Source organism: Rhodococcus sp. NPDC059968 (assembly GCF_042738615.1).
Classification (GTDB): Bacteria; Actinomycetota; Actinomycetes; order Mycobacteriales; family Mycobacteriaceae; genus Rhodococcus_F.
The window spans coordinates 1-17,691 of record NZ_JBHWUE010000105.1 but is presented as its reverse complement, the minus strand read 5'-3'; the positions used below and the strand labels follow the sequence as shown (position 1 = coordinate 17,691).

General features: G+C 62.3%; 13 protein-coding genes and 2 pseudogenes. 11 read left to right on the top strand and 4 right to left on the bottom strand.

The window, feature by feature from the left end:
- Positions 1-17: 17 nt before the first annotated feature.
- The 7 genes from ACFWAY_RS44500 to ACFWAY_RS44470 all read left to right on the top strand — a co-directional run bounded on the left by ACFWAY_RS44500 (position 18) and on the right by ACFWAY_RS44470 (position 8,809).
- Positions 18-2,132: an acetate--CoA ligase family protein gene (locus ACFWAY_RS44500; RefSeq protein WP_378515023.1), complete on the top strand. Its 2,115-nt coding sequence runs from the start codon at positions 18-20 to the stop codon at positions 2,130-2,132.
- On the top strand, positions 2,129-3,271 hold the full coding sequence (locus ACFWAY_RS44495; RefSeq protein WP_378515021.1) for a thiolase family protein: 1,143 nt from the start codon (positions 2,129-2,131) through the stop codon (positions 3,269-3,271). Before ACFWAY_RS44500 ends, ACFWAY_RS44495 begins: the two co-directional genes overlap by 4 nt.
- Entirely contained in the window at positions 3,268-3,699 is a 432-nt protein-coding gene (locus ACFWAY_RS44490; RefSeq protein ID WP_378515020.1) for a Zn-ribbon domain-containing OB-fold protein, read from the top strand. Before ACFWAY_RS44495 ends, ACFWAY_RS44490 begins: the two co-directional genes overlap by 4 nt.
- Positions 3,696-5,393 (top strand): class I adenylate-forming enzyme family protein, encoded by a 1,698-nt coding sequence (locus ACFWAY_RS44485; RefSeq protein ID WP_378515019.1) that lies wholly within the window; start codon positions 3,696-3,698, stop codon positions 5,391-5,393. The genes ACFWAY_RS44490 and ACFWAY_RS44485 overlap by 4 nt, the downstream gene beginning before the upstream one ends.
- A gap of 372 nt (positions 5,394-5,765) precedes the next feature.
- On the top strand, positions 5,766-6,770 hold the full coding sequence (gene fgd, locus ACFWAY_RS44480) for a glucose-6-phosphate dehydrogenase (coenzyme-F420) (RefSeq protein ID WP_378515044.1): 1,005 nt from the start codon (positions 5,766-5,768) through the stop codon (positions 6,768-6,770).
- Positions 6,771-6,798: 28 nt separating this feature from the next.
- On the top strand, positions 6,799-8,457 hold the full coding sequence (gene pgi, locus ACFWAY_RS44475; protein WP_378515018.1) for a glucose-6-phosphate isomerase: 1,659 nt from the start codon (positions 6,799-6,801) through the stop codon (positions 8,455-8,457).
- 40 nt (positions 8,458-8,497) lie between these two features.
- A complete protein-coding gene (locus tag ACFWAY_RS44470) occupies positions 8,498-8,809 on the top strand; it encodes a WhiB family transcriptional regulator (RefSeq protein ID WP_378515017.1) in 312 nt (103 codons plus the stop codon).
- Between the two features lie 239 nt (positions 8,810-9,048).
- Here ACFWAY_RS44470 and ACFWAY_RS44465 read toward each other — a convergent pair whose 3' ends face one another.
- Complete coding sequence (locus tag ACFWAY_RS44465; RefSeq protein WP_378515016.1) at positions 9,049-12,375, bottom strand: protein kinase; 3,327 nt, start codon at positions 12,373-12,375, stop codon at positions 9,049-9,051.
- Complete coding sequence (locus ACFWAY_RS44460) at positions 12,368-13,042, bottom strand: hypothetical protein (RefSeq protein ID WP_378515014.1); 675 nt, start codon at positions 13,040-13,042, stop codon at positions 12,368-12,370. The genes ACFWAY_RS44465 and ACFWAY_RS44460 overlap by 8 nt, the downstream gene beginning before the upstream one ends.
- Positions 13,043-13,246: 204 nt before the next feature.
- On the opposite strand from ACFWAY_RS44460, the gene ACFWAY_RS44455 reads away from it, so the two are divergent.
- The 4 genes and pseudogenes from ACFWAY_RS44455 to ACFWAY_RS44440 form a co-directional block, all read left to right on the top strand.
- Positions 13,247-13,711, top strand: a complete 465-nt coding sequence (locus tag ACFWAY_RS44455; RefSeq protein ID WP_378515013.1) for a MarR family winged helix-turn-helix transcriptional regulator — start codon at positions 13,247-13,249, stop codon at positions 13,709-13,711.
- 228 nt (positions 13,712-13,939) lie between these two features.
- A pseudogene (locus tag ACFWAY_RS44450) lies at positions 13,940-15,336 on the top strand (IS1380 family transposase).
- 497 nt (positions 15,337-15,833) lie between these two features.
- Entirely contained in the window at positions 15,834-16,088 is a 255-nt protein-coding gene (locus tag ACFWAY_RS44445; RefSeq protein WP_378515011.1) for a hexameric tyrosine-coordinated heme protein, read from the top strand.
- 112 nt (positions 16,089-16,200) lie between these two features.
- A pseudogene (locus tag ACFWAY_RS44440) lies at positions 16,201-16,440 on the top strand (hypothetical protein); the annotation flags it as partial.
- 62 nt (positions 16,441-16,502) lie between these two features.
- Here ACFWAY_RS44440 and ACFWAY_RS44435 read toward each other — a convergent pair.
- Positions 16,503-16,886: a nitrile hydratase accessory protein gene (locus ACFWAY_RS44435; RefSeq protein ID WP_378515009.1), complete on the bottom strand. Its 384-nt coding sequence runs from the start codon at positions 16,884-16,886 to the stop codon at positions 16,503-16,505.
- Positions 16,873-17,532 carry a nitrile hydratase subunit beta gene (gene nthB, locus ACFWAY_RS44430; protein ID WP_378515008.1) on the bottom strand — a complete coding sequence of 220 codons (660 nt, stop codon included), beginning with the start codon at positions 17,530-17,532 and terminating at the stop codon, positions 16,873-16,875. The genes ACFWAY_RS44435 and nthB overlap by 14 nt, the downstream gene beginning before the upstream one ends.
- Positions 17,533-17,691 lie beyond the last annotated feature (159 nt).

Sequence of the window (17,691 nt, the reverse complement as noted above, 5' to 3'; positions counted from 1 at the left end):
CAGGTCATGGGGAACGAATGCGCAAGGTAGCAGCCAGTGTTTTCCACGATCCGCGCAGTGTCGCTGTCTTCGGGGCTTCGGAGAATCCGGACAAGATCGGTGGTCGCCCAATCCATCATATGAAGACGCACGGGTTCGGCGGGTCAATCTTCCCTATCAATCCCAATCGCACAACGGTTCAGGGACTTGCCGCATTCAGTTCTTTGTCCGATGCGCCATCGATTCCGGACGTCGCTGTCGTTGCTGTTGCCGGGGCCGGAGCGGTCGATGCGGTGCGTGAATGTGCGCGACTAGGTGTCGCTGGTTGCGTCGTATTGTCGTCGGGCTTCGCCGAAACCCATGATCCTGCCGGCGCGGCCATGCAGAACGAGATGGTGCGGATCGCACACGAATCCGGCATGCGACTCGTCGGTCCTAATGCTCAGGGACTGGCGAATATCGCTACCGGGGCCATTCTGTCGTTCTCCACCATGTTCATCGAAGCACCCACCGGAGATGGCTCGGTGGCCGTTGTGAGTCAAAGTGGTGGGATGTCGGCGGTTGCCTACGGTCTCCTGCGCGAGCGTGGTGTTGGCGTGCGATATATGCACGGAACGGGAAATGACAGTGATGTCAACGTTTTCGAGATGATATTGGCAGTGCTCGACGATCCAGCTATTCGAGTCGTGCTCATGTACGCCGAAGGAGTCTCCGACGCGGCGGCATTCGAAGTAGCCGCGCGTAAGGCAGCGGTCCGGGGTATCCCCATTGTTGCGCTCGTTGGCGGTCTCAGCGAAGACGGGGCACGCGCAGTTCAGTCGCACACCGGGTCGTTGGCCAGCGCCGGTGTCGTGGTCGACGCCTTCCTCGAGCGAGTTGGTGTACGACGAGTTTCGTCCATGACCGAACTCATCGAGTCGGTCGACCTCTACCTCAGCGGAGCCACGGTGAGTGAGGACGCACTGGCGATCATCAGCAGCTCCGGTGCGATGTGCGTCCTGGCATCGGACTACGCCAGTGAACACGGTCTCGGGCTCTCGGAATTCAGCGCACAGACAGAGACCGCTCTCACCCGAGCCCTACCGCATTTTGCGACAGCCAAGAATCCGGTTGACATCACCGGGGCGTTGCTGACCAACAGTGGACTCTTGCAGCAGGTGTTCGATTGCTTTGGCGAAGATGATTCCTCAATCGGCGCGTACTTGTTCAGCCTTCCAGTGGCAGGGCGAGGCTACGACATCGAGGGCTTCGCATCCACAACAGCGGAGTTCATCGCCCGCATCGATCGCCCCCTGGCTGTGGTGACGCCACAGGGCGAGGTGGCGAAGATCTTCCGATCAGCCGGGGTGCCCGTCTTCGGCGACGAAGCGCACGCGGTCAGAGCATTGGCCGGCTACATCGCGCACAAGAAGTCGATGACAACTGTCGCACGGTTAGACACATTGGATCTTCGCCGACCGGTGGACCTGCATCGGGCCAGCACTCTGAACGAGGCCGACAGCCTCGCAGTGCTCGCCCGCCGCGGTGACGTGGTCGAGCATCTGTTGGTCAAGGATGAGGCCGAGGCCGCGGAGGCCTTCGCGAGGTTCGACGGCCGGCCGGTTGTCTTGAAGGGCTGCACCAGCAGCGTCACTCACAAGACCGAATACGGACTCGTCGCCCTCGGTTCGACCACCCCGGAGGCCGTTGCCGATGCGGCTTCGCGGATTCTCCAAGCGATGGTCGACAACGACTTCGCCATTGACGGCCTTCTCATCGAGCCGATGTTGGAATCGGAGTTCGAGGTCATGGTGGGCAGCCATCGGGACCCGACACTCGGTTCGGTTGTCGTAGTGGGGGCCGGAGGCAAATACATCGAGGCTCTGCCGGATTTCAAGGTCCTCCTTCCACCCTTTGAACGGGTCGATGTCATCAGGGCAATCGAAGGTCTGCGTGTAGCTCCGCTCCTGCACGGCACTCGTGGAGATGCAGCCGTCGATATCACAAGTTGGGTCGACCTTGCTATGGCTGTGGGTGATCTCATGATCTCGGAGGACTCTGTGGTCGAGAGTCTCGACGCCAACCCGGTGCTGTTGGTGCGAGACGGTACCCGGATGCGCGCGGTGATTGCCGACGCGGTCGTCATAGTCCGCGACCGGGGGGCGTCGACATGACGAAGGTAGCGATTCTTGGCGCCGGCGAAGCGTCGCGGGTTCCGCATCCGTCACGCACGGCGATCGACCTTGCTGTGGAGGCCAGTATTGATGCAGTGCGCGATGCGGGCATCGACTTCGGGCAGATCGACGGTGTGGTCACGGGATACTCGCTTGCCGAACAGCACCTCGATTTCAGTGCCGATCTTGCCGAATCGCTCGGACTCGAACCGCAGTGGTCTCAAACCATCTCCCGTAGCGGCGCAACCGGTGCATCGGTCGTAGTCGACGCCGCGCTCGCGGTGGCGGGAGGCGCGTGCACTACTGCTCTCGCCGTGTGGGCGGACAATCGAACATCGAAACCGCCATCGAATATCGCCAGTCTGCTGGCTGCGCAGCTCAGCGAGTTCGAGACGGTCAGTGGTCCGCTGATTGCCACCCAGTACGCTCTCATCGCAAGCGCCTACATGGCCCGCTGGGGCGCTACCGCGGAGGACCTGGCATCTGTTTCCGTGCAATTTCGTCGACATGCAGCCCTGAACGTCCACGCCAAGCATAGAACCCCCATCACGGTCGACGACGTGCTGGCGTCGCCGATGGCCTCATCGCCGCTGCACGTGCTCGAATGCGCATTGGTTACCGACTACGGCGGTGCGGTCGTCGTGACACGGGAGAATCTGGTGGCCCAAGATTCTGGTGCGGTGCGGCTTCTCGGTTTCGGTGAAGCGTTGTCGCACCAGTCGATCTTGCGCAATCCGGCGCTCTTTCTCAGCGGTCGGACCGCCGCTCATCAGTCGTCGAGCAGAGCCTTTGATATGGCGGGTATGTCCCCAGGGGACATCGAGATGGCACAGATCTACGATTGCTTCACGATCACCGTTTTGATGCTGCTCGAGGACCTCGGATTTGCTGATCGAGGCAGGGCAGCTGACCGTATGCGCGGCGGATACTTCGATCGCGACGGATCGCTTCCGACCAATACGAACGGCGGGATGCTCTCCAACGCGGCAGGTGGAATCCTGCACGTCACCGAGGCGGTACGCCAGATGCGTGGCATCGCAGGGGAGCACCAGCTCAAGGAGCGCCCGAACACGGCGTTGGTGCATGGAAACGGCGGAATCCTGGGCGCGCAGACGACTCTTCTCTTAGGACAACAATGACAACGTTCGGTGATCGCGAGATCTGGGAGTCCTGGGGTGCTCAGGAGCTCTGTTTTCAAGGTTGCAGGACGTGCCACGCCTTGCAGCACCCGCCCGGCCGGTTGTGTTCGTCCTGCCATGGCTGCGAATTCGACGGAGTCGCGGTCAGCGGCAAGGCCGCGTTGCTGGCGTGGTCGGTGGTACATCGTGCGCCGTCACCGGATTTCGCGGACCAGGTGCCGTACACAGTCGGCGTTGTCGAACTCGCAGAAGGTCCACTCGTCGAGGTGAGGCTCCTGGCCGGCAACCCGGGGTCCGAGAAGGTCGACTGGAAGTGTGGGATCGCCGTAGAGGTGACACTCGGTTACGTCAACGGACGGTGTGTGCCGGTAGCGCGGCCACTGCAACTGACCACAATCAGCACAGGCACGGACACGGAGTCACGATGACCGAGATAAGCGCGCCGGCTCCCTGGCATTGTCTGTACGCGAGCGGGGTCGAGCCTTTCCTGGAGCCCCCCGAGGCGTCGGTTCTGGCGATGTTCGTCTCGAGCGTAGCGAGTGATCCACACGCACCCGCGCTGCACTATTTCGGTCGAACTCTCAGTCGTCGGGAACTGGCCAGATACGCCTGGCGGCTGTCGTGGCAACTGAGAGACCTCGGCGTGGGGGCTGGCGGTCGAGTCGCGGTTTCCCTGCAGAACACGCCGATGTTCGCCGTCGCGCTGTTGGCAGCATGGGGCGTAGGCGCATCGGTGGTACCCGTGAACCCGATGCTGCGGCCGGGCGAACTCGCACACCTACTCCAAGACAGCGGCGCCCAAGTGCTCATCGCGCATCCGTTGATGAGTCAGGTGATCGATCAGGCACGAGATGATCTCGCCTGTGATCTGCCGACGCTCTGGTCTGACCCGGATGATCTTGCCGGCGACATTCCGCTTCCATTCATGATGGACATTCCGACACCGCCGAGCGGCGACTTTGTCCTCGACGTGATTGAGGCGGAAGGGCGCGGCGAATGTTGGGTTGCACCGGCACCGGGTACCGCGGCGTTGATCACCTATACCTCAGGGACGACCGGCCCGTCGAAGGGTGCGGTCGGCACGCACGCAAACCTGGCATTCCAGGCAGTGAATTATGCGCAATGGTTTGAGGTCGCAGACGATACGTCCATCCTGACCATCGCTCCGTTCTTCCATATCACCGGACTCGGCGCACACCTGGCGTTCGCCCTCGGCAACGGATTGCCGATGGTCATGACCTACAGATTCGAGCCACTGACGGTGCTGCGATTGATCGAGCACCATCGACCGACTTTTGCCCTCGGCGCAATCACAGCGTTCATCTCGCTTCTCGAGAGCCGGTCCGACAGTGGCGCGGTCCTGTCACAGCTTCGAACGGTCTTCAGCGGGGGCGCAGCGGTTCCGGCCAAGGTTGTCGATCGCTTCGAAAAGGCATGTGGTGTCTACATCCACAACATCTACGGGCTCACCGAGTCCACGTCCGCCTGCATCGCAGTACCTCGAGGTCGACGTGCCCCAACCGAAACCAAGACGGGCGCTCTGTCCGTCGGTGTGCCGATGGGCGGGACGACGGTCCACATCGTCGACAACGAGGGACGAGAAGTCCCCGCGGGGGTCGAGGGGGAGATAGTGGTCTCGGGACCGCAGGTCGTCCCTGAGTATCTCTCCCGCCCAGCAGAGTCGGCTTCGACATTTCGGCCAGAGGGCCTGTATACCGGCGATATCGGCGTGATGGACGATCAGGGTTGGATCTACGTGGTGGATCGTAAGAAGGACCTCATTGTCGTCAGTGGGTACAAGGTGTGGCCTCGTGATGTCGAGGACGTGTTGTATCGACATCATGCTGTGAAAGAAGTTGCCGTGGTCGGTGTTCCTGACGACTATCGCGGGGAAAGCGTCCAAGCATTCGTGACTCTTCGTCCCGGCACGCATAGCGGGGCCGATGCATCGAACTCTATCGAGGAAGAACTCAGACTGTGGTGTAAAGAGCACCTGTCGGCGTACAAAGTGCCAACCGAGATCCTGGTCTTCGACGAATTACCCAAGACTGCGAGCGGAAAGATTCTGCGAAGAGCGCTCCGAGCCGAGCTCATGGGCCCACAATCGGAGTCCGCACCCTAGGCCCAACTCGAAGGACGTACATGCGCCGCTCCATCTGAGCGATTCTGCGAGACCCTACGCGATGGGGAACGCCCAACCGAACGTGCGGCGGGCGGAACCACACCAAGGCGAGCAAATACTGGCCACCCGAGATGGTCGAGGATCTGCGAATCCGCACAGCCCTACGTTGGCCTCCCAGCTATCGGAGGCTGAGGCTTCTGTTGGCGGCCCTCGTGCTTGATTGGCCGACCCCAGCAATGACGGCTGGAACCAGGTCGCGAGATGCTCGACGCACCAGTCGGAATCATCTGCGACGAGAACGACGACAGCAGTGTTGGCGCTGCGCAAACAATCTGGCGGACAGATAGTTCGCCCAGTGATGGTGGAGGCGTGATGCTGAAGTTGGGATTGAAGGCGTCGGCGGAACAGTTCGGACCCCGTGAACTCGTCGAGCTAGGGGTCCTTGCCGAAGAGCATGGCTTGGACAGTGTGACGGTCAGCGACCACTTTCAGCCGTGGCGGCACAAAGGTGGCCACGCACCGTTCTCGATCGCGTGGATGACGGCGGTCGGCGAACGGACCCAGCGTTTGCAGCTGGGAACCTCAGTCATGACACCGACGTTCCGTTACAACCCCGCCGTCATCGCCCAGGCGTTCGCGACGATGGGGTGCTTGTACCCCGGCCGGGTGATGCTGGGAGTCGGTACGGGAGAGGCGCTCAACGAAATCGCGACCGGGTTTGAAGGCGAGTGGCCTGCATTTCGGGAACGCTTTTCCAGGCTGCGTGAGGCGGTGGCTCTCATGCGTGAGCTCTGGCTCGGCTATCGCGTCGATTTCGACGGCGACTACTACAAGACCAAAGGCGCATCGATCTACGACGTACCCGACGGTGGGATTCCCGTTTACATTGCTGCAGGCGGCCCCGTCGTCGCGCGGTACGCCGGCCGGAGCGGTGATGGATTCATCTGCACCTCCGGCAAAGGGATGGATCTCTACGTCGACAAGTTGATGCCAGCCGTAGCACACGGCGCAGATCAGGCTGGTCGGGATCTTGCCGATCTCGACAAGATGATCGAGATAAAGCTCTCGTACGATACTGACCCGCGGGCGGCGCTCGAAAATACCCGCTTCTGGGCGCCATTGTCGTTGACGGCCGAACAGAAGCACTCGATCGAGGATCCAATCGAAATGGAGAAGGCCGCAGACGCCCTGCCCCTCGACCACATCGCCAAGCGTTGGATCGTCGCATCGGATCCCGACCACGCAGTGGAGGAGATCAAACGCTACATCGACGCCGGCCTCAACCACTTGGTATTCCATGCGCCGGGACACGACCAAAGGCGGTTCCTCGAACTGTTTGAACGCGACTTGGCCCCCCGACTACGCACACTCGCCTAGATCAGGCACCTAAACGCAGGAGAAACCCATGACGACAGCAGAAGGTCAGCTCAGCAAGTCGGCCACATGGACTACACTCGTCGAGCACCATCGCAAGATCGAATCCGTTCATCTCCGCGACTTGTTCGATCGAGATCCGAGTAGGGGTCGGGAGTTAACCCTCAACGTAGGGGACCTGTACATCGATTACAGCAAACACCGAGTCACCAGGCAGAGTGTGGGCCTGCTCCTGGACCTCGCTCGCAGCGCACGCGTCGAACAACACCGTGAAGCGATGTTCGCCGGCGCGCACATCAATACCTCGGAGGACCGCGCAGTGCTCCACACCGCTCTTAGGGCGCCACGCGGTGGACATCTGATCGTCGACGGACAAGACGTGGTTGGCGACGTGCACGAGGTACTCGACCGGATGGGCGCCTTCACCGACAGTGTGCGTTCCGGAGCACGGCGAGGCGCGTCCGGTAGCCGCATTACGACCATTGTCAACATCGGGATCGGCGGCTCCGACCTCGGACCAGCGATGGCCTACCGGGCACTGCGTCCCTACCGCACCCAAGATCTCGACGTCCGATTCGTCTCGAATGCCGATCCCGCAGACCTCATGTCGAATCTCACCGGCCTCGACCCGGGCCGCACGATGTTCATCATTGCGTCGAAAACCTTTACCACAATCGAAACTATGACAAATGCGGCGGAAGCGAGACGGTGGATCGTCTCAGCTTTGGGCGAAGACGCCGTTGCCCATCACTTCGTTGCAGTGTCGACCAATGCGGAGGGTGTCGCCGACTTCGGGATCGCCGCCACCGACACATTTGGCTACTGGGACTGGGTTGGTGGACGCTACTCAGTGGGTTCTGCGATTGGCCTGTCGATCATGGCGGCTATTGGAAGAGAACAATTCTCAGAGTTTCTCTCGGGAATGCATGCCATCGACGAGCACTTCCGAACCGCGCCGCTCGCGCACAACGCGCCTATAGTGCTTGGGCTACTCGGAGTGTGGTATTCGAGCTTCTTCGGTGCTGACTCTCGGGTAGTGCTGCCGTACTCGCACGACCTCAGTCGATTCCCCGCCTATCTTCAGCAACTGACGATGGAATCAAATGGGAAGTCCGTGCACTCCGATGGCTCGTCTCTGGCCACACAAACGGGTGAGATCTTCTGGGGTGAGCCGGGAACGAACGGCCAACACGCGTTCTACCAACTCTTGCATCAAGGGACGAGGCTTATCCCCGCCGACTTCATTGGCTTCGGAGAACCGGCCGATGCACTTCTCGCTACCGACGAGGCGAGAAGCATGCATAACCTTCTGATGAGCAACTTCTTCGCGCAGACGAAGGTGCTGGCCTTTGGCCGAACCGCACAGGAGATCAGCGCCGCCGGGCTGCCCGCGGAGTCACTGCCACACCGCGTCATGCCGGGAAATCGGCCGTCAACCATCATCCTCGCCTCGAAACTGACTCCCTCCGTTCTTGGGCAGCTGATTGCTCTCTACGAGCATCAAGTCTTCGTGCAGGGTGCGGTGTGGGGAATTGATTCGTTCGACCAGTGGGGAGTCGAGTTGGGAAAGACCCAAGCGCTCACTCTGCACGAAGCACTGAGCGGCACCGCAGATTCTGATACCGGTGACTCATCTACTGATACTCTGATCCGCCGCTACGGCGCCCTTCGGAGCCCCGGGAATCGCTAGGTGCGTTTGATTGGTCTAGCGGTGAGAGGATGGTAATTGTTTGTTTGCACTCAAGAGTATTCGGCTTCCTCGTCCTGTAACCGCAGTATGGGACTGGCAATTGGATGCGGCGTGTCGAAAAGTTGACGCCAACCTGTTCTTCCACCCTGATAACGAGCGTGGTGAGAAGCGCCTGAATCGCACTCGAGCTGCGAAGCGGGTCTGTCAGGGCTGCCCCGTTCGCGCCTGGTGTCTGTGTCATGCGATCGATGCAGGTGAGCAGTTTGGAATATGGGGTGGCACGACGGAAGAGGAGCGAAGACGAAATCGGGTCTCGGCGGGAATTGAGTGTGCCGTCCCTGAGGCCTCCTGACGTCTAGTGGAGGACGGACCGGTGCCCTGAGGACTGTTCCTCGTGGGCTGCTGCGCGCGTATGTGGTCTCTCTTAGAAACGAGCCGGGTCGACGGTGCACACGGGCGTCTTCGGAGGGCAGTTCGGTCGCCTCTCCGCGTGCCGTGGCGGTCTGCGAGAAAGCCTATTCGATTACTAGGCAGTGTATTTCGCCGTGTCATACGTTCGCGCATCCTCTTCGCCGTATGGGTGTTGCCGGGTTAGCGCTCGTGGTCATGCCCCTGCTCGACGACCCAGGCGGCGATCTGTGTTCGTGAGGTGAACCCGAGCTTGACGAGGATGTGTTCGACATGCCCCTGTGCGGTGCGCTGCGAGATCACGAGGTTGGCCGCGATTGCCTTGTTGGTCATCCCCGCGGCCACCAGCTCGGCCACCTGCTTCTCTCGTCGGGTCAGAATGGTGCTGGTGCCAAGGGAATCTTGTGGCGACGTGCCGGGATTCTCCTTAAGGGCGTAGGCGACGGCGTCCCTGAAACTCAGTGCCCTGCCACGCTGGAAGGCCGCTTCGTATGCCAGCTCACCGAGGGCTCTGCGTGTTTGTCGCTCGCACTCTTCGTGGTAGTGAGTGACGCCGGGGATATGATCCGTGGGGTTGACCACGGACTGCCGCAGCGCCCTGGCCGCGCCCATCAGCACTGCGGCCCGCTCGCGGTGCTTGTCGGCCGCGATCCAGCCGAGCGCGTCGATACACAGGGAAGAGCTGACCGGATCGTCCACCTGACGCGTGAGCCGCAGGCCCTGCTCGAGCAGGTGTGTTCCCCGTTCCGGGTCACCCTGGCGCCATGCCGCTAGGCCTAGCGCCCACAGCGAATATGTCCGGTACACCGATTCCCCGCAACGTTCGGTGATAGCGAGAGCCTCCTCGTAAGAGGCGATTGAGCGTGCCGTGTCGCCGAGCAGCCACCTGGCCAACCCGAGCCCGATGAGGGCTTCGATCTGCTGAATAGGGTTGCCCTCGCCCCGAAACCCGTCGAGGGCAAGGTCGAAGGAGCGGGCCGCGAGGGACGGATCGCCGCCGTATAGGGCCAGATATCCGTTGGCATGTGAGATGAAGGCGCGCTCTTCAACGGTCTCCAGTTGGTCGGTGAGGTCGTTTGCCTCCGCTACCAGGTCCTTTCCCGCCCGCAGGTAGCCTTGTAGTCCGGCCATTACAGCCTGGGTGCACAGGGCTCGTATCCGCACTTGTCCAGGTGATCCGCTCTGATGTGCCAGTGCCCGATCGAACCAGTGCCATCCTTCGCTGAGCAGGCCGCGAGTGAACCAGAAGGGGTACAGAGCGGACGCGATGTGCAGTCCAGGCTCGATCTCCCCGGGCTCGGTTACACAGAACTCCAGAGCTTCACGCAGGTTTGGCTGTTCCCGGTGCAGACGAGCGATCCACTCCATCTGTCGGGGGGAGATCCAGTCGGCCTCTGCCCGCTTGGCCAAGTACATGTACCAGTCCCGGTGCCGCCTCCTCAACGCGGTGTGGTTGTCGCTGTCCTGGATCTTCTCCCGTCCGTACTCGCGGAGGGTTTCGAGCATTCGGAAGCGTGCTACTGCACCAGGTTCCTCGCGGATCAGGATCGACTTGTCGACCAGCGATGCGATGGTATCGAGCAGCTCGTCGGCGCCCAGGTTGCCGTCGCACACGCCCTCCGCCGCATCGAGTTCGAAACCACCGGCGAACACCGATAGTCGTGCCCACAGTTGCTGCTCTTGCGGCGTGCACAGCTCGTAGCTCCAGTCGATGGATAGCCGCAATGTTTGCTGCCGCGTCGGCGCACCTCGGTTGCCGCCGGTGAGCAATGCGTATCGGTCCGTGAGCCGGTCCAGAATCTGTGTTGCGGACATTGCTCGTAGCCGTACCGCCGCCAACTCGATTGGTAACGGCAATCCGTCCAGCCGCTGGCAGATCTGGGTGATTACGGCCATGTTGTCGTCGGTGAGTCTGAACTCCGGTACCGCTGTGCGCGCCCGTTCGGCGAACAGGGTGATCGCGTCGTAGCAGGGTGGGTTCTGCGGCGATGGTGGACGGCCCGGGTCTGGGACCCCGAGCGGCGGCACTCGCATCGCGACCTCGCCGCCGATACCCAGAGGTTCGCGGCTTGTCGCTAGGATCCGCAGGTCCGGACAGGTCCGGAGCAGGGATCCGGCCAGTGCTGCGACCGCTTCAACCAGATGTTCACAGTTGTCAAGGACCAGCAGTAGGCGCCGTTCGGCGAGAAATTCAGCCAACAACATCAACGGGGGATGTGTCGAACGGGCCCGAAGCCCAAACGCGGTGGCAACGGAGTCCGTCAGGAGCGCCGGGTCCCCGAGTTCCCCCAATTCGATCAGCCACACCCCGTCGTCAAATGCGCGCCGCACACTGGCGGCCACCCGCAATGCAAGCCTGGTCTTGCCGACACCACCGATCCCCGTCATGGTCACCAGCCGGGACGTCGACAACAGACGTTTCGCCTCAGCCAGTTCGTGGCGGCGGCCGATGAAGCTTGTCAGCTCCAGCGGTAGGTTTCCTTCGTTGCCGCGAATCGCGAGCGGCATTGGCATGAGACTGTCCCTCCCCGGCAGCGGAGATCTGTCTGGCGCAGGGGCGTCGGACTTTTCGTCGGGAGGCGTGTCGGCGGCTAACTCGGCTCCTCTGTCGGTGGGCAGCGCCATCTCGTCGACGCTGCGGTTGTTGTGACGCTCGGCGTCGCGAAGGATTTCTCCGAATTCTTCGGCGGAGGCCGGCCGCTCTGCCACGCTGCCCGCCATGGCCCGCTCAATGGCTGCACGTACGTCGTCGGGGATACCTTGTCCGCTCAGCTCAGGGGTCGGTTGTGTGGTGATCCGCAAAAACTGTGCGACGACGTGTTCTCCGCGATGGCGCTCGAAGGCGGCATGTCCGGTGATGGCGCAGAAGAGCGTCGCACCGAGGCTGTAAACATCGGAGGCGGCGGTCGGCGGCTCTCCCTTGAGTATCTCTGGGGCGGTGAACGCGGGTGAGCCGGTGACGGAGCCTGTCTCGGTCTCGAACCCTCCGGATATGTGGGCAATGCCGAAGTCCGTCAGTTGAGGCTCTCCGTAATCGGTGAACAGGATGTTCCCTGGTTTCACATCACGGTGAAGAATGCCTAGGCGGTGCGCCGTCTCCAGGGCGCCGGCGATCTTTATGCCGAGCCGAAGGGCTTCGTGCCACCCGATCGGACCATCGCGGTGGATTCGACCCTCCAGCGAATCGTGCGGATGGTATTGCATGACAATGAACGGTCGACCGCTCCCTATCGTCCCGACATCAAGGATGTTCACGATATTCGGGTGTCCCGACAACCGGCCCATTGCCTGTTGTTCACGGAAGAAGCGCGCGCGAGCCGCGGAGTCCAGGTCGGAGGTGAGGACCTTGACCGCGACTGTGCGGTCCAGGGACGGCTGTCGGCAGCGGTACACGACGCCGAAACCCCCACGTCCGATTTCGCGAACATCCTCAAATCCGGTCGCACGGAGTTCCGCTGCGACGGAGGGGGCTAGATCTCGCTGTGTCGCGTGGGGATCAAACTCAACCATCAGTTACTTCATTCCCGCGCTGGAATATTCGCAACCACGCCGGGTCTGCGGATCGGTTCGCTACGCGGATGGATTCGAGCAAATCAATCGGTCCGGCGGGACCGTCGGATGTGGAACCATGCACTGACCTTGTGATCTTGCTGCCAGCGCTGCGCCGCCCACGACGAGGGCGACCCGCGCCGGCGTCCGCGCTGTGTCGATGTGGATGTGGATGCAGCGTATCGCGCTTGCTGATGACCGAACGGTCAGATGAGAACGCATTCAAAGTCCACGGTTTCGTCTTTTCGACGAGCATGGCAGCGCTAGAGACTTCGCGCTCGATGCGGCGGTCCGGCGGGTCGCCCGTGCGCAAGCCGAACGCTATGGCCAGTGCGTGTCGCTGCGGGCAGGGGAGGGGGTCGAGGTGGTCCAGCATCGGTGCGCAGTGCTGTTGCAATCCAGCGAACACAGGTTCCATCTCAGAGTCAACGCCCACGGCTCGCGGTGTGCGACATCCTGGCGCGTGATCCAATAGATATTCCGACACCGCGGTCTTGCCGATGCCCGCCTCGCCACGCCACACCAGTGCATGGCTCTGACTGGCCCCCGCAGTTGCCACCAGGCGGTCTAGCGCCTCGCATTCGGTGTGGTGACCACGCTGGCGCCAACTCTGTTCATTGCTCGACATTTGCACCGCCGCCTTTTGAGCTGTTGAACCAGCCCACTTGCCGTCGCATCAAAGCGAGGCCTCTCCGCAGCCCGAGCCCGCCGCAATCGATGGCACGATTTAGACGTCCGTTGGGGTGCGTTGATGTCGGCCGCTATTACATCGTACACTCTTATCTAGTGCACGAAGAAAGCGGGTGAAAGTGAATGGCCGTATCATTATGCCATGAGCAGTTCACCGGGCGAGGAAACCGACGTGGTTCGCCTCAACAACATGGTGTGCTTCAATCTGCATGCCGCATCCCGAGCGGTGACGGCCGTCTATCGATCGCTACTCGAGCCGCTCGGCCTCACGTACCCGCAGTACTTAGTTCTCGCAACGCTGTGGGAGTGCGGGAATCTCTCGGTCGGCGAGTTGATCCAGCGGTTGCAATTGGACTACGGCACCATGACACCCCTGCTGAAGCGTATGGAGAAGCGCGGATTGGTACATCGGACCCGCAATCCGAAAGACGAGCGCACCGTTATCGTCAGTCTTGCCCCCGACGGGGAAGTATTGCGGACGCACTCGCCGGGCATCTACCAAGCGATCTGCGATACTTTCGAATTCACCCCTGAGCGGGCGCAGGCCGCACAATCGGTCCTCCTTCCGATCGTCGAACGCGCGAACAAGCACAACGGTGTTTCCTAAGCTGCACGCAAACTGGGAGTCACCGGCTCAGATAACCGTGTGAAGGCGGGTGGCGGACTGCGGGTACCGCTTCTGATTTCGGGGATGTCGGTTCTGGCGTCATTAACCTCGGGCTTTCACGTTGGTCATGCCCCGGCCGCGTGTTGATCATGAAGAAAGGTGCTCTGAACTGGGAGAGTATGGCTTGCTGAGGGCCGATATTCACTGCGTTCGAGGAGCACCTTTCTGGTGGGCAAGTCTACTTCGTGGTACCCGTCGCTGTCCGTTGACTCCACCGGGGCTGGTGTCGTGTCGCACGCCGGGGCGGTGTTGTTGCTACGCACCGCAGAGAAAACTGTCTGACGACCGCGTTGTCGAGTGCGCTCGAGCCGTGGCGTAAACCGACGACCTCCCACGATCCGGGCAAGATCATCGCCGATCTGACGATGGCACTCGCCCTGGGCGGCGACTGCCTGGCCGATATCGCGCTGCTGCGGGAAGAACCCGCAGTCTTCGGCCGGGTGGCGTCCGATCCCACCGTCTCGAGACTGATTGCCGCATTGGCCGCCGACGCTCCGAAAGCGTTGGCGGCAATCAACTCCGCGCGTTCGACAGCCCGACGGATCGCCTGGAACGCCGCCGGTGAACAGGCTCCCGACCATGAGATCGACGCCGGACATCCGCTGATCATCGACCTCGACGCCACCCTGGTCACCGCCCACTCGGAAAAGGAAAAGGCTGCCGCCACCTACAAGAGAGGGTTCGGTTTCCACCCGCTGTGCGCGTTCGTGGACCACGGACCGGACGGCACGGGAGAGCCGTTGGCGATGATGCTGCGACCGGGCAACGCCGGCTCCAACACCGCCGCAGACCACATCGAACTGATACGGCAAGCATTGCGGCAGTTGCCGTTCACCGCCAAAGGCGGACGGATCGGACGCAAGGTACTGATCCGCACCGACGCGGCCGGCGGCACCCATGCCCTCATCGACTACCTGACCACACAGAAGTTGTCGTACTCGATCGGATTCGGTCTGACCGACACCATCGTCACCGCCATCGACGCCCTTTCCGAACGTGCTTGGATCCCCGCCTACAACGCCGACGGGCAACCCCGCGACGGCGCCTGGGTGACGGAGGTAACCAGTCTGCTCGAGCTGCCGGGCTGGCCCGACGGGATGCGGGTCATCGTCCGCAAAGAACGCCCACACCCCGGTGCACAACTGCGCTTCACCGACCGTGACGGGCTGCGGTTGACCGCGTTCGTCACCAACACCGAAGGTGGACAATTGCCCGATCTGGAACTGCGGCACCGGCGCCGGGCACGCTGCGAAGACCGGATCCGCATCCTGAAAGACACCGGCCTCGAGAACCTTCCGCTGCACGGTTTCGATCAGAATCGGATCTGGCTCGCCCTCGTCGCCCTCGCCGTCGAGGTCACCGCATGGATGCAGATGCTCGCGCTCACCGACGACCCGGCCAGTCGGTGGGAGCCGAAACGGCTACGCCTACGCCTGTTCGCGACCGCCGGCCGCATCGCCCGTCACGCACGAAAAGTGCACCTGCGACTGTCCGCCCACGCACCCTGGATCGACTTGCTGATCACCGCATTGGCCCGTCTCAACGCAATCCCCGACCCCCTCTGACCAGCACCAATCCGACGATCGAGACGAAAGGGAATCAACTTTCGGGGCCCTGGACCCCGACGACCACCCGACCGCGTCGGGCGAACGCGCGTTGCCGAGCACCGAATCCACGCCCGAAATACCCAACCTGAAACTGATCAGAGCGACACATCAGACGCATGCAAGATCGAGGTTAACGACCCTCAATTTCTCCTCGAACCGACGTCGGGCTCGATGTGGTAGTGCGACCAAGCGCTGCTTCGAGGAGCTTGCCAACGGGTGTCGTCGTCATATCGACCGCGACCGCGACCGCGATCCGGCCGACCGCCGAGCTGTGTTGAATTCGGGGTAGTTCCCGTGACTGTCTTGACTGTGCGGGGTCGCGGGGTGCGCTGTTCCTCATTCGATACCGCGTCCAAGTGGACGGCGGGTGACTAGCATCGCTACTGTCGCACACCCACGGCGCCCGCGGCGCGGCATGATTCACCGTCTCGACGCCACCTCGAGAGGGAGTTGTCATGAACCGTGTTCCCGACGAAGCACTCGTGCTCGTGCCGGGCGGCAGCCTCATCACCGCAACTGCGGAGGAAGGCCGCGCTCTCGCCATCATGATGGCGCGTCACAGCATCCACAACATTCAACCCGACTTCGACGTGCTGAAAGGGGGTCGTCCCAACTATTCGACGACGCCCGAAAGCCTCATCGCCGCGAGCCAGGTGATCGCCCTTGAGTTCCAGACCATTGCCGCGGCCAACAACTATTGGCGCGACTGAGATCCCCACAGGACTCCCCCTTCGTCGAATCCCGGTGGCCACAGGCCAGTCTTGGTCCGAAGCCGAGGTGTTGCGGGGCATGACGTTGTAGACACCGGGCGGAGTATGGGCTGCGATCGAGAGTCTCAACCCCCGCTACCGGCGGGCGGTGCGGGCACTTCCCCGAACAGGCGGCGCCTTCGAGGGCCTATATCTGGCCACCCGGGCCCTGGACCCGACCGGCAAGGGAAGAGCACGAGGGGCAAAGAGGTGGAAAAGAGCCTGAACGCGTTCGCCATCACCTTCGAAGACCGGATCACCCCTGAGTGAGAACTACACCGATGTGCCAGAGCCAGCCCCACCGGAAAACTGACACTCCCTCACGCATCGACGGCCGTTCAGACAGGGGTCAGCAGATGGTGGTCGGGAGTGTGCTCAGTAATGCGGGTCGTTCTCCAGGAGAATCGGCTGGCCGTGCGGCGTCGCGTGTGCCGCGCGGTCCCAAGCGTCACGGCATTCTTTGAGGTGGGCGGGAGTGATCACGTCCCTGTCGATGACGAGCCGTTCGAGGGCAGCGAGCCAGTGTTGGTAGTACGTCGAGCCGTTATCGGGATCGCCCGCGGCTTGCGCACCTTTGATCTCGGCCGCCAGCGTCGCCGTCCATTCTGTCCAGGTAAACAGCCCGCCCTCTTGCAGTGCCAGCGTCATGGCGAAGGCCTGAGCCTGCCAGGGCGCTGTGAACACCGGCGCACCGTCCTCATTGCGTGGGATCGGGGCGACGGGGTCTGCCGCGGCGCTCAAGGCGTCAGCGGGGTTCAAGGTAGCTCTCCCAGGCGTCGATCGAGGTGGTGACGTTGGGGTCCGCGTCCTGGCCCCACAACTCCGAACCGGTGAAGCGTACGGTGTAGAGCCATTGCGGCGCCTCCCCGTGTCCTTGGGCGTTCGAGTCCGGAAAGACGTGGGCTCCGTGCACCCGGTCGATGACGCCGTGTTTTGCGCGGGCGTAGCGCGGCAGACGGGTGTGGCCCCGCGGATGCATGTTGCGGGTGACGACCAGGTCGCCGACCGCAAAGCGTGCGGGCATGGTGGCCGGGCGGTCACTCGGGGCGCCAACAGTCAGAGTGCGCAAGACCTCCTCGGGTTTCAGGCTCCGCTTGATGGGTGTCCCGGGTGTGAGCGACCGACCGGCTTGGAGTTCGTCGTCCGAGACGAAGCCCGTTTGCAGGACCAGCTTTTCGAGTCCTTTGGCCCAGATCTCGTAGTAGCTCGAGGACAGATACTCCGCAGGCGGCAGGGACTCACGCGCCTGGCGGCCCATGTCGACGTTCCAGGCACCGGTGGGGCCCATCGCGAGCGTGATGCCGAAGGCCCGTTTCTCCCATTCGGCGTGAAACCACGGCTCATCGGGTTCTTCCTCGATGGGGCCGAAGCCCATCTGACCGCCCATGTCGTGTGCGCCGTTCATGAGCGAACTACTTGCTGCGGAGAGAGTGCGTGTCCGGTGCCGATCATCGAGTCGCGGGTGACTAAGTGGTCTGATTCGTTAATTCGTCGGGGGTTGTTGCCAGGCGGTGGGGTCGGCGAGGTAGAGCCCGCAGGCGCAGTCGAGTGCGTCCTCGGGGGT

Excerpts from the sequence above, each read along its gene's own strand:
- ACFWAY_RS44500 (WP_378515023.1), top strand. The coding sequence starts at position 18 with ATGCGCAAGGTAGCAGCCAGTGTTTTCCACGATCCGCGCAGTGTCGCT.
- ACFWAY_RS44495 (WP_378515021.1), top strand. The coding sequence starts at position 2,129 with ATGACGAAGGTAGCGATTCTTGGCGCCGGCGAAGCGTCGCGGGTTCCG.
- ACFWAY_RS44490 (WP_378515020.1), top strand. The coding sequence starts at position 3,268 with ATGACAACGTTCGGTGATCGCGAGATCTGGGAGTCCTGGGGTGCTCAG.
- ACFWAY_RS44485 (WP_378515019.1), top strand. The coding sequence starts at position 3,696 with ATGACCGAGATAAGCGCGCCGGCTCCCTGGCATTGTCTGTACGCGAGC.
- fgd (WP_378515044.1), top strand. The coding sequence starts at position 5,766 with ATGCTGAAGTTGGGATTGAAGGCGTCGGCGGAACAGTTCGGACCCCGT.
- pgi (WP_378515018.1), top strand. The coding sequence starts at position 6,799 with ATGACGACAGCAGAAGGTCAGCTCAGCAAGTCGGCCACATGGACTACA.
- ACFWAY_RS44465 (WP_378515016.1), bottom strand. The coding sequence starts at position 12,375 with ATGGTTGAGTTTGATCCCCACGCGACACAGCGAGATCTAGCCCCCTCC.
- ACFWAY_RS44460 (WP_378515014.1), bottom strand. The coding sequence starts at position 13,042 with ATGTCGAGCAATGAACAGAGTTGGCGCCAGCGTGGTCACCACACCGAA.
- ACFWAY_RS44455 (WP_378515013.1), top strand. The coding sequence starts at position 13,247 with ATGAGCAGTTCACCGGGCGAGGAAACCGACGTGGTTCGCCTCAACAAC.
- ACFWAY_RS44445 (WP_378515011.1), top strand. The coding sequence starts at position 15,834 with ATGAACCGTGTTCCCGACGAAGCACTCGTGCTCGTGCCGGGCGGCAGC.
- nthB (WP_378515008.1), bottom strand. The coding sequence starts at position 17,532 with ATGAACGGCGCACACGACATGGGCGGTCAGATGGGCTTCGGCCCCATC.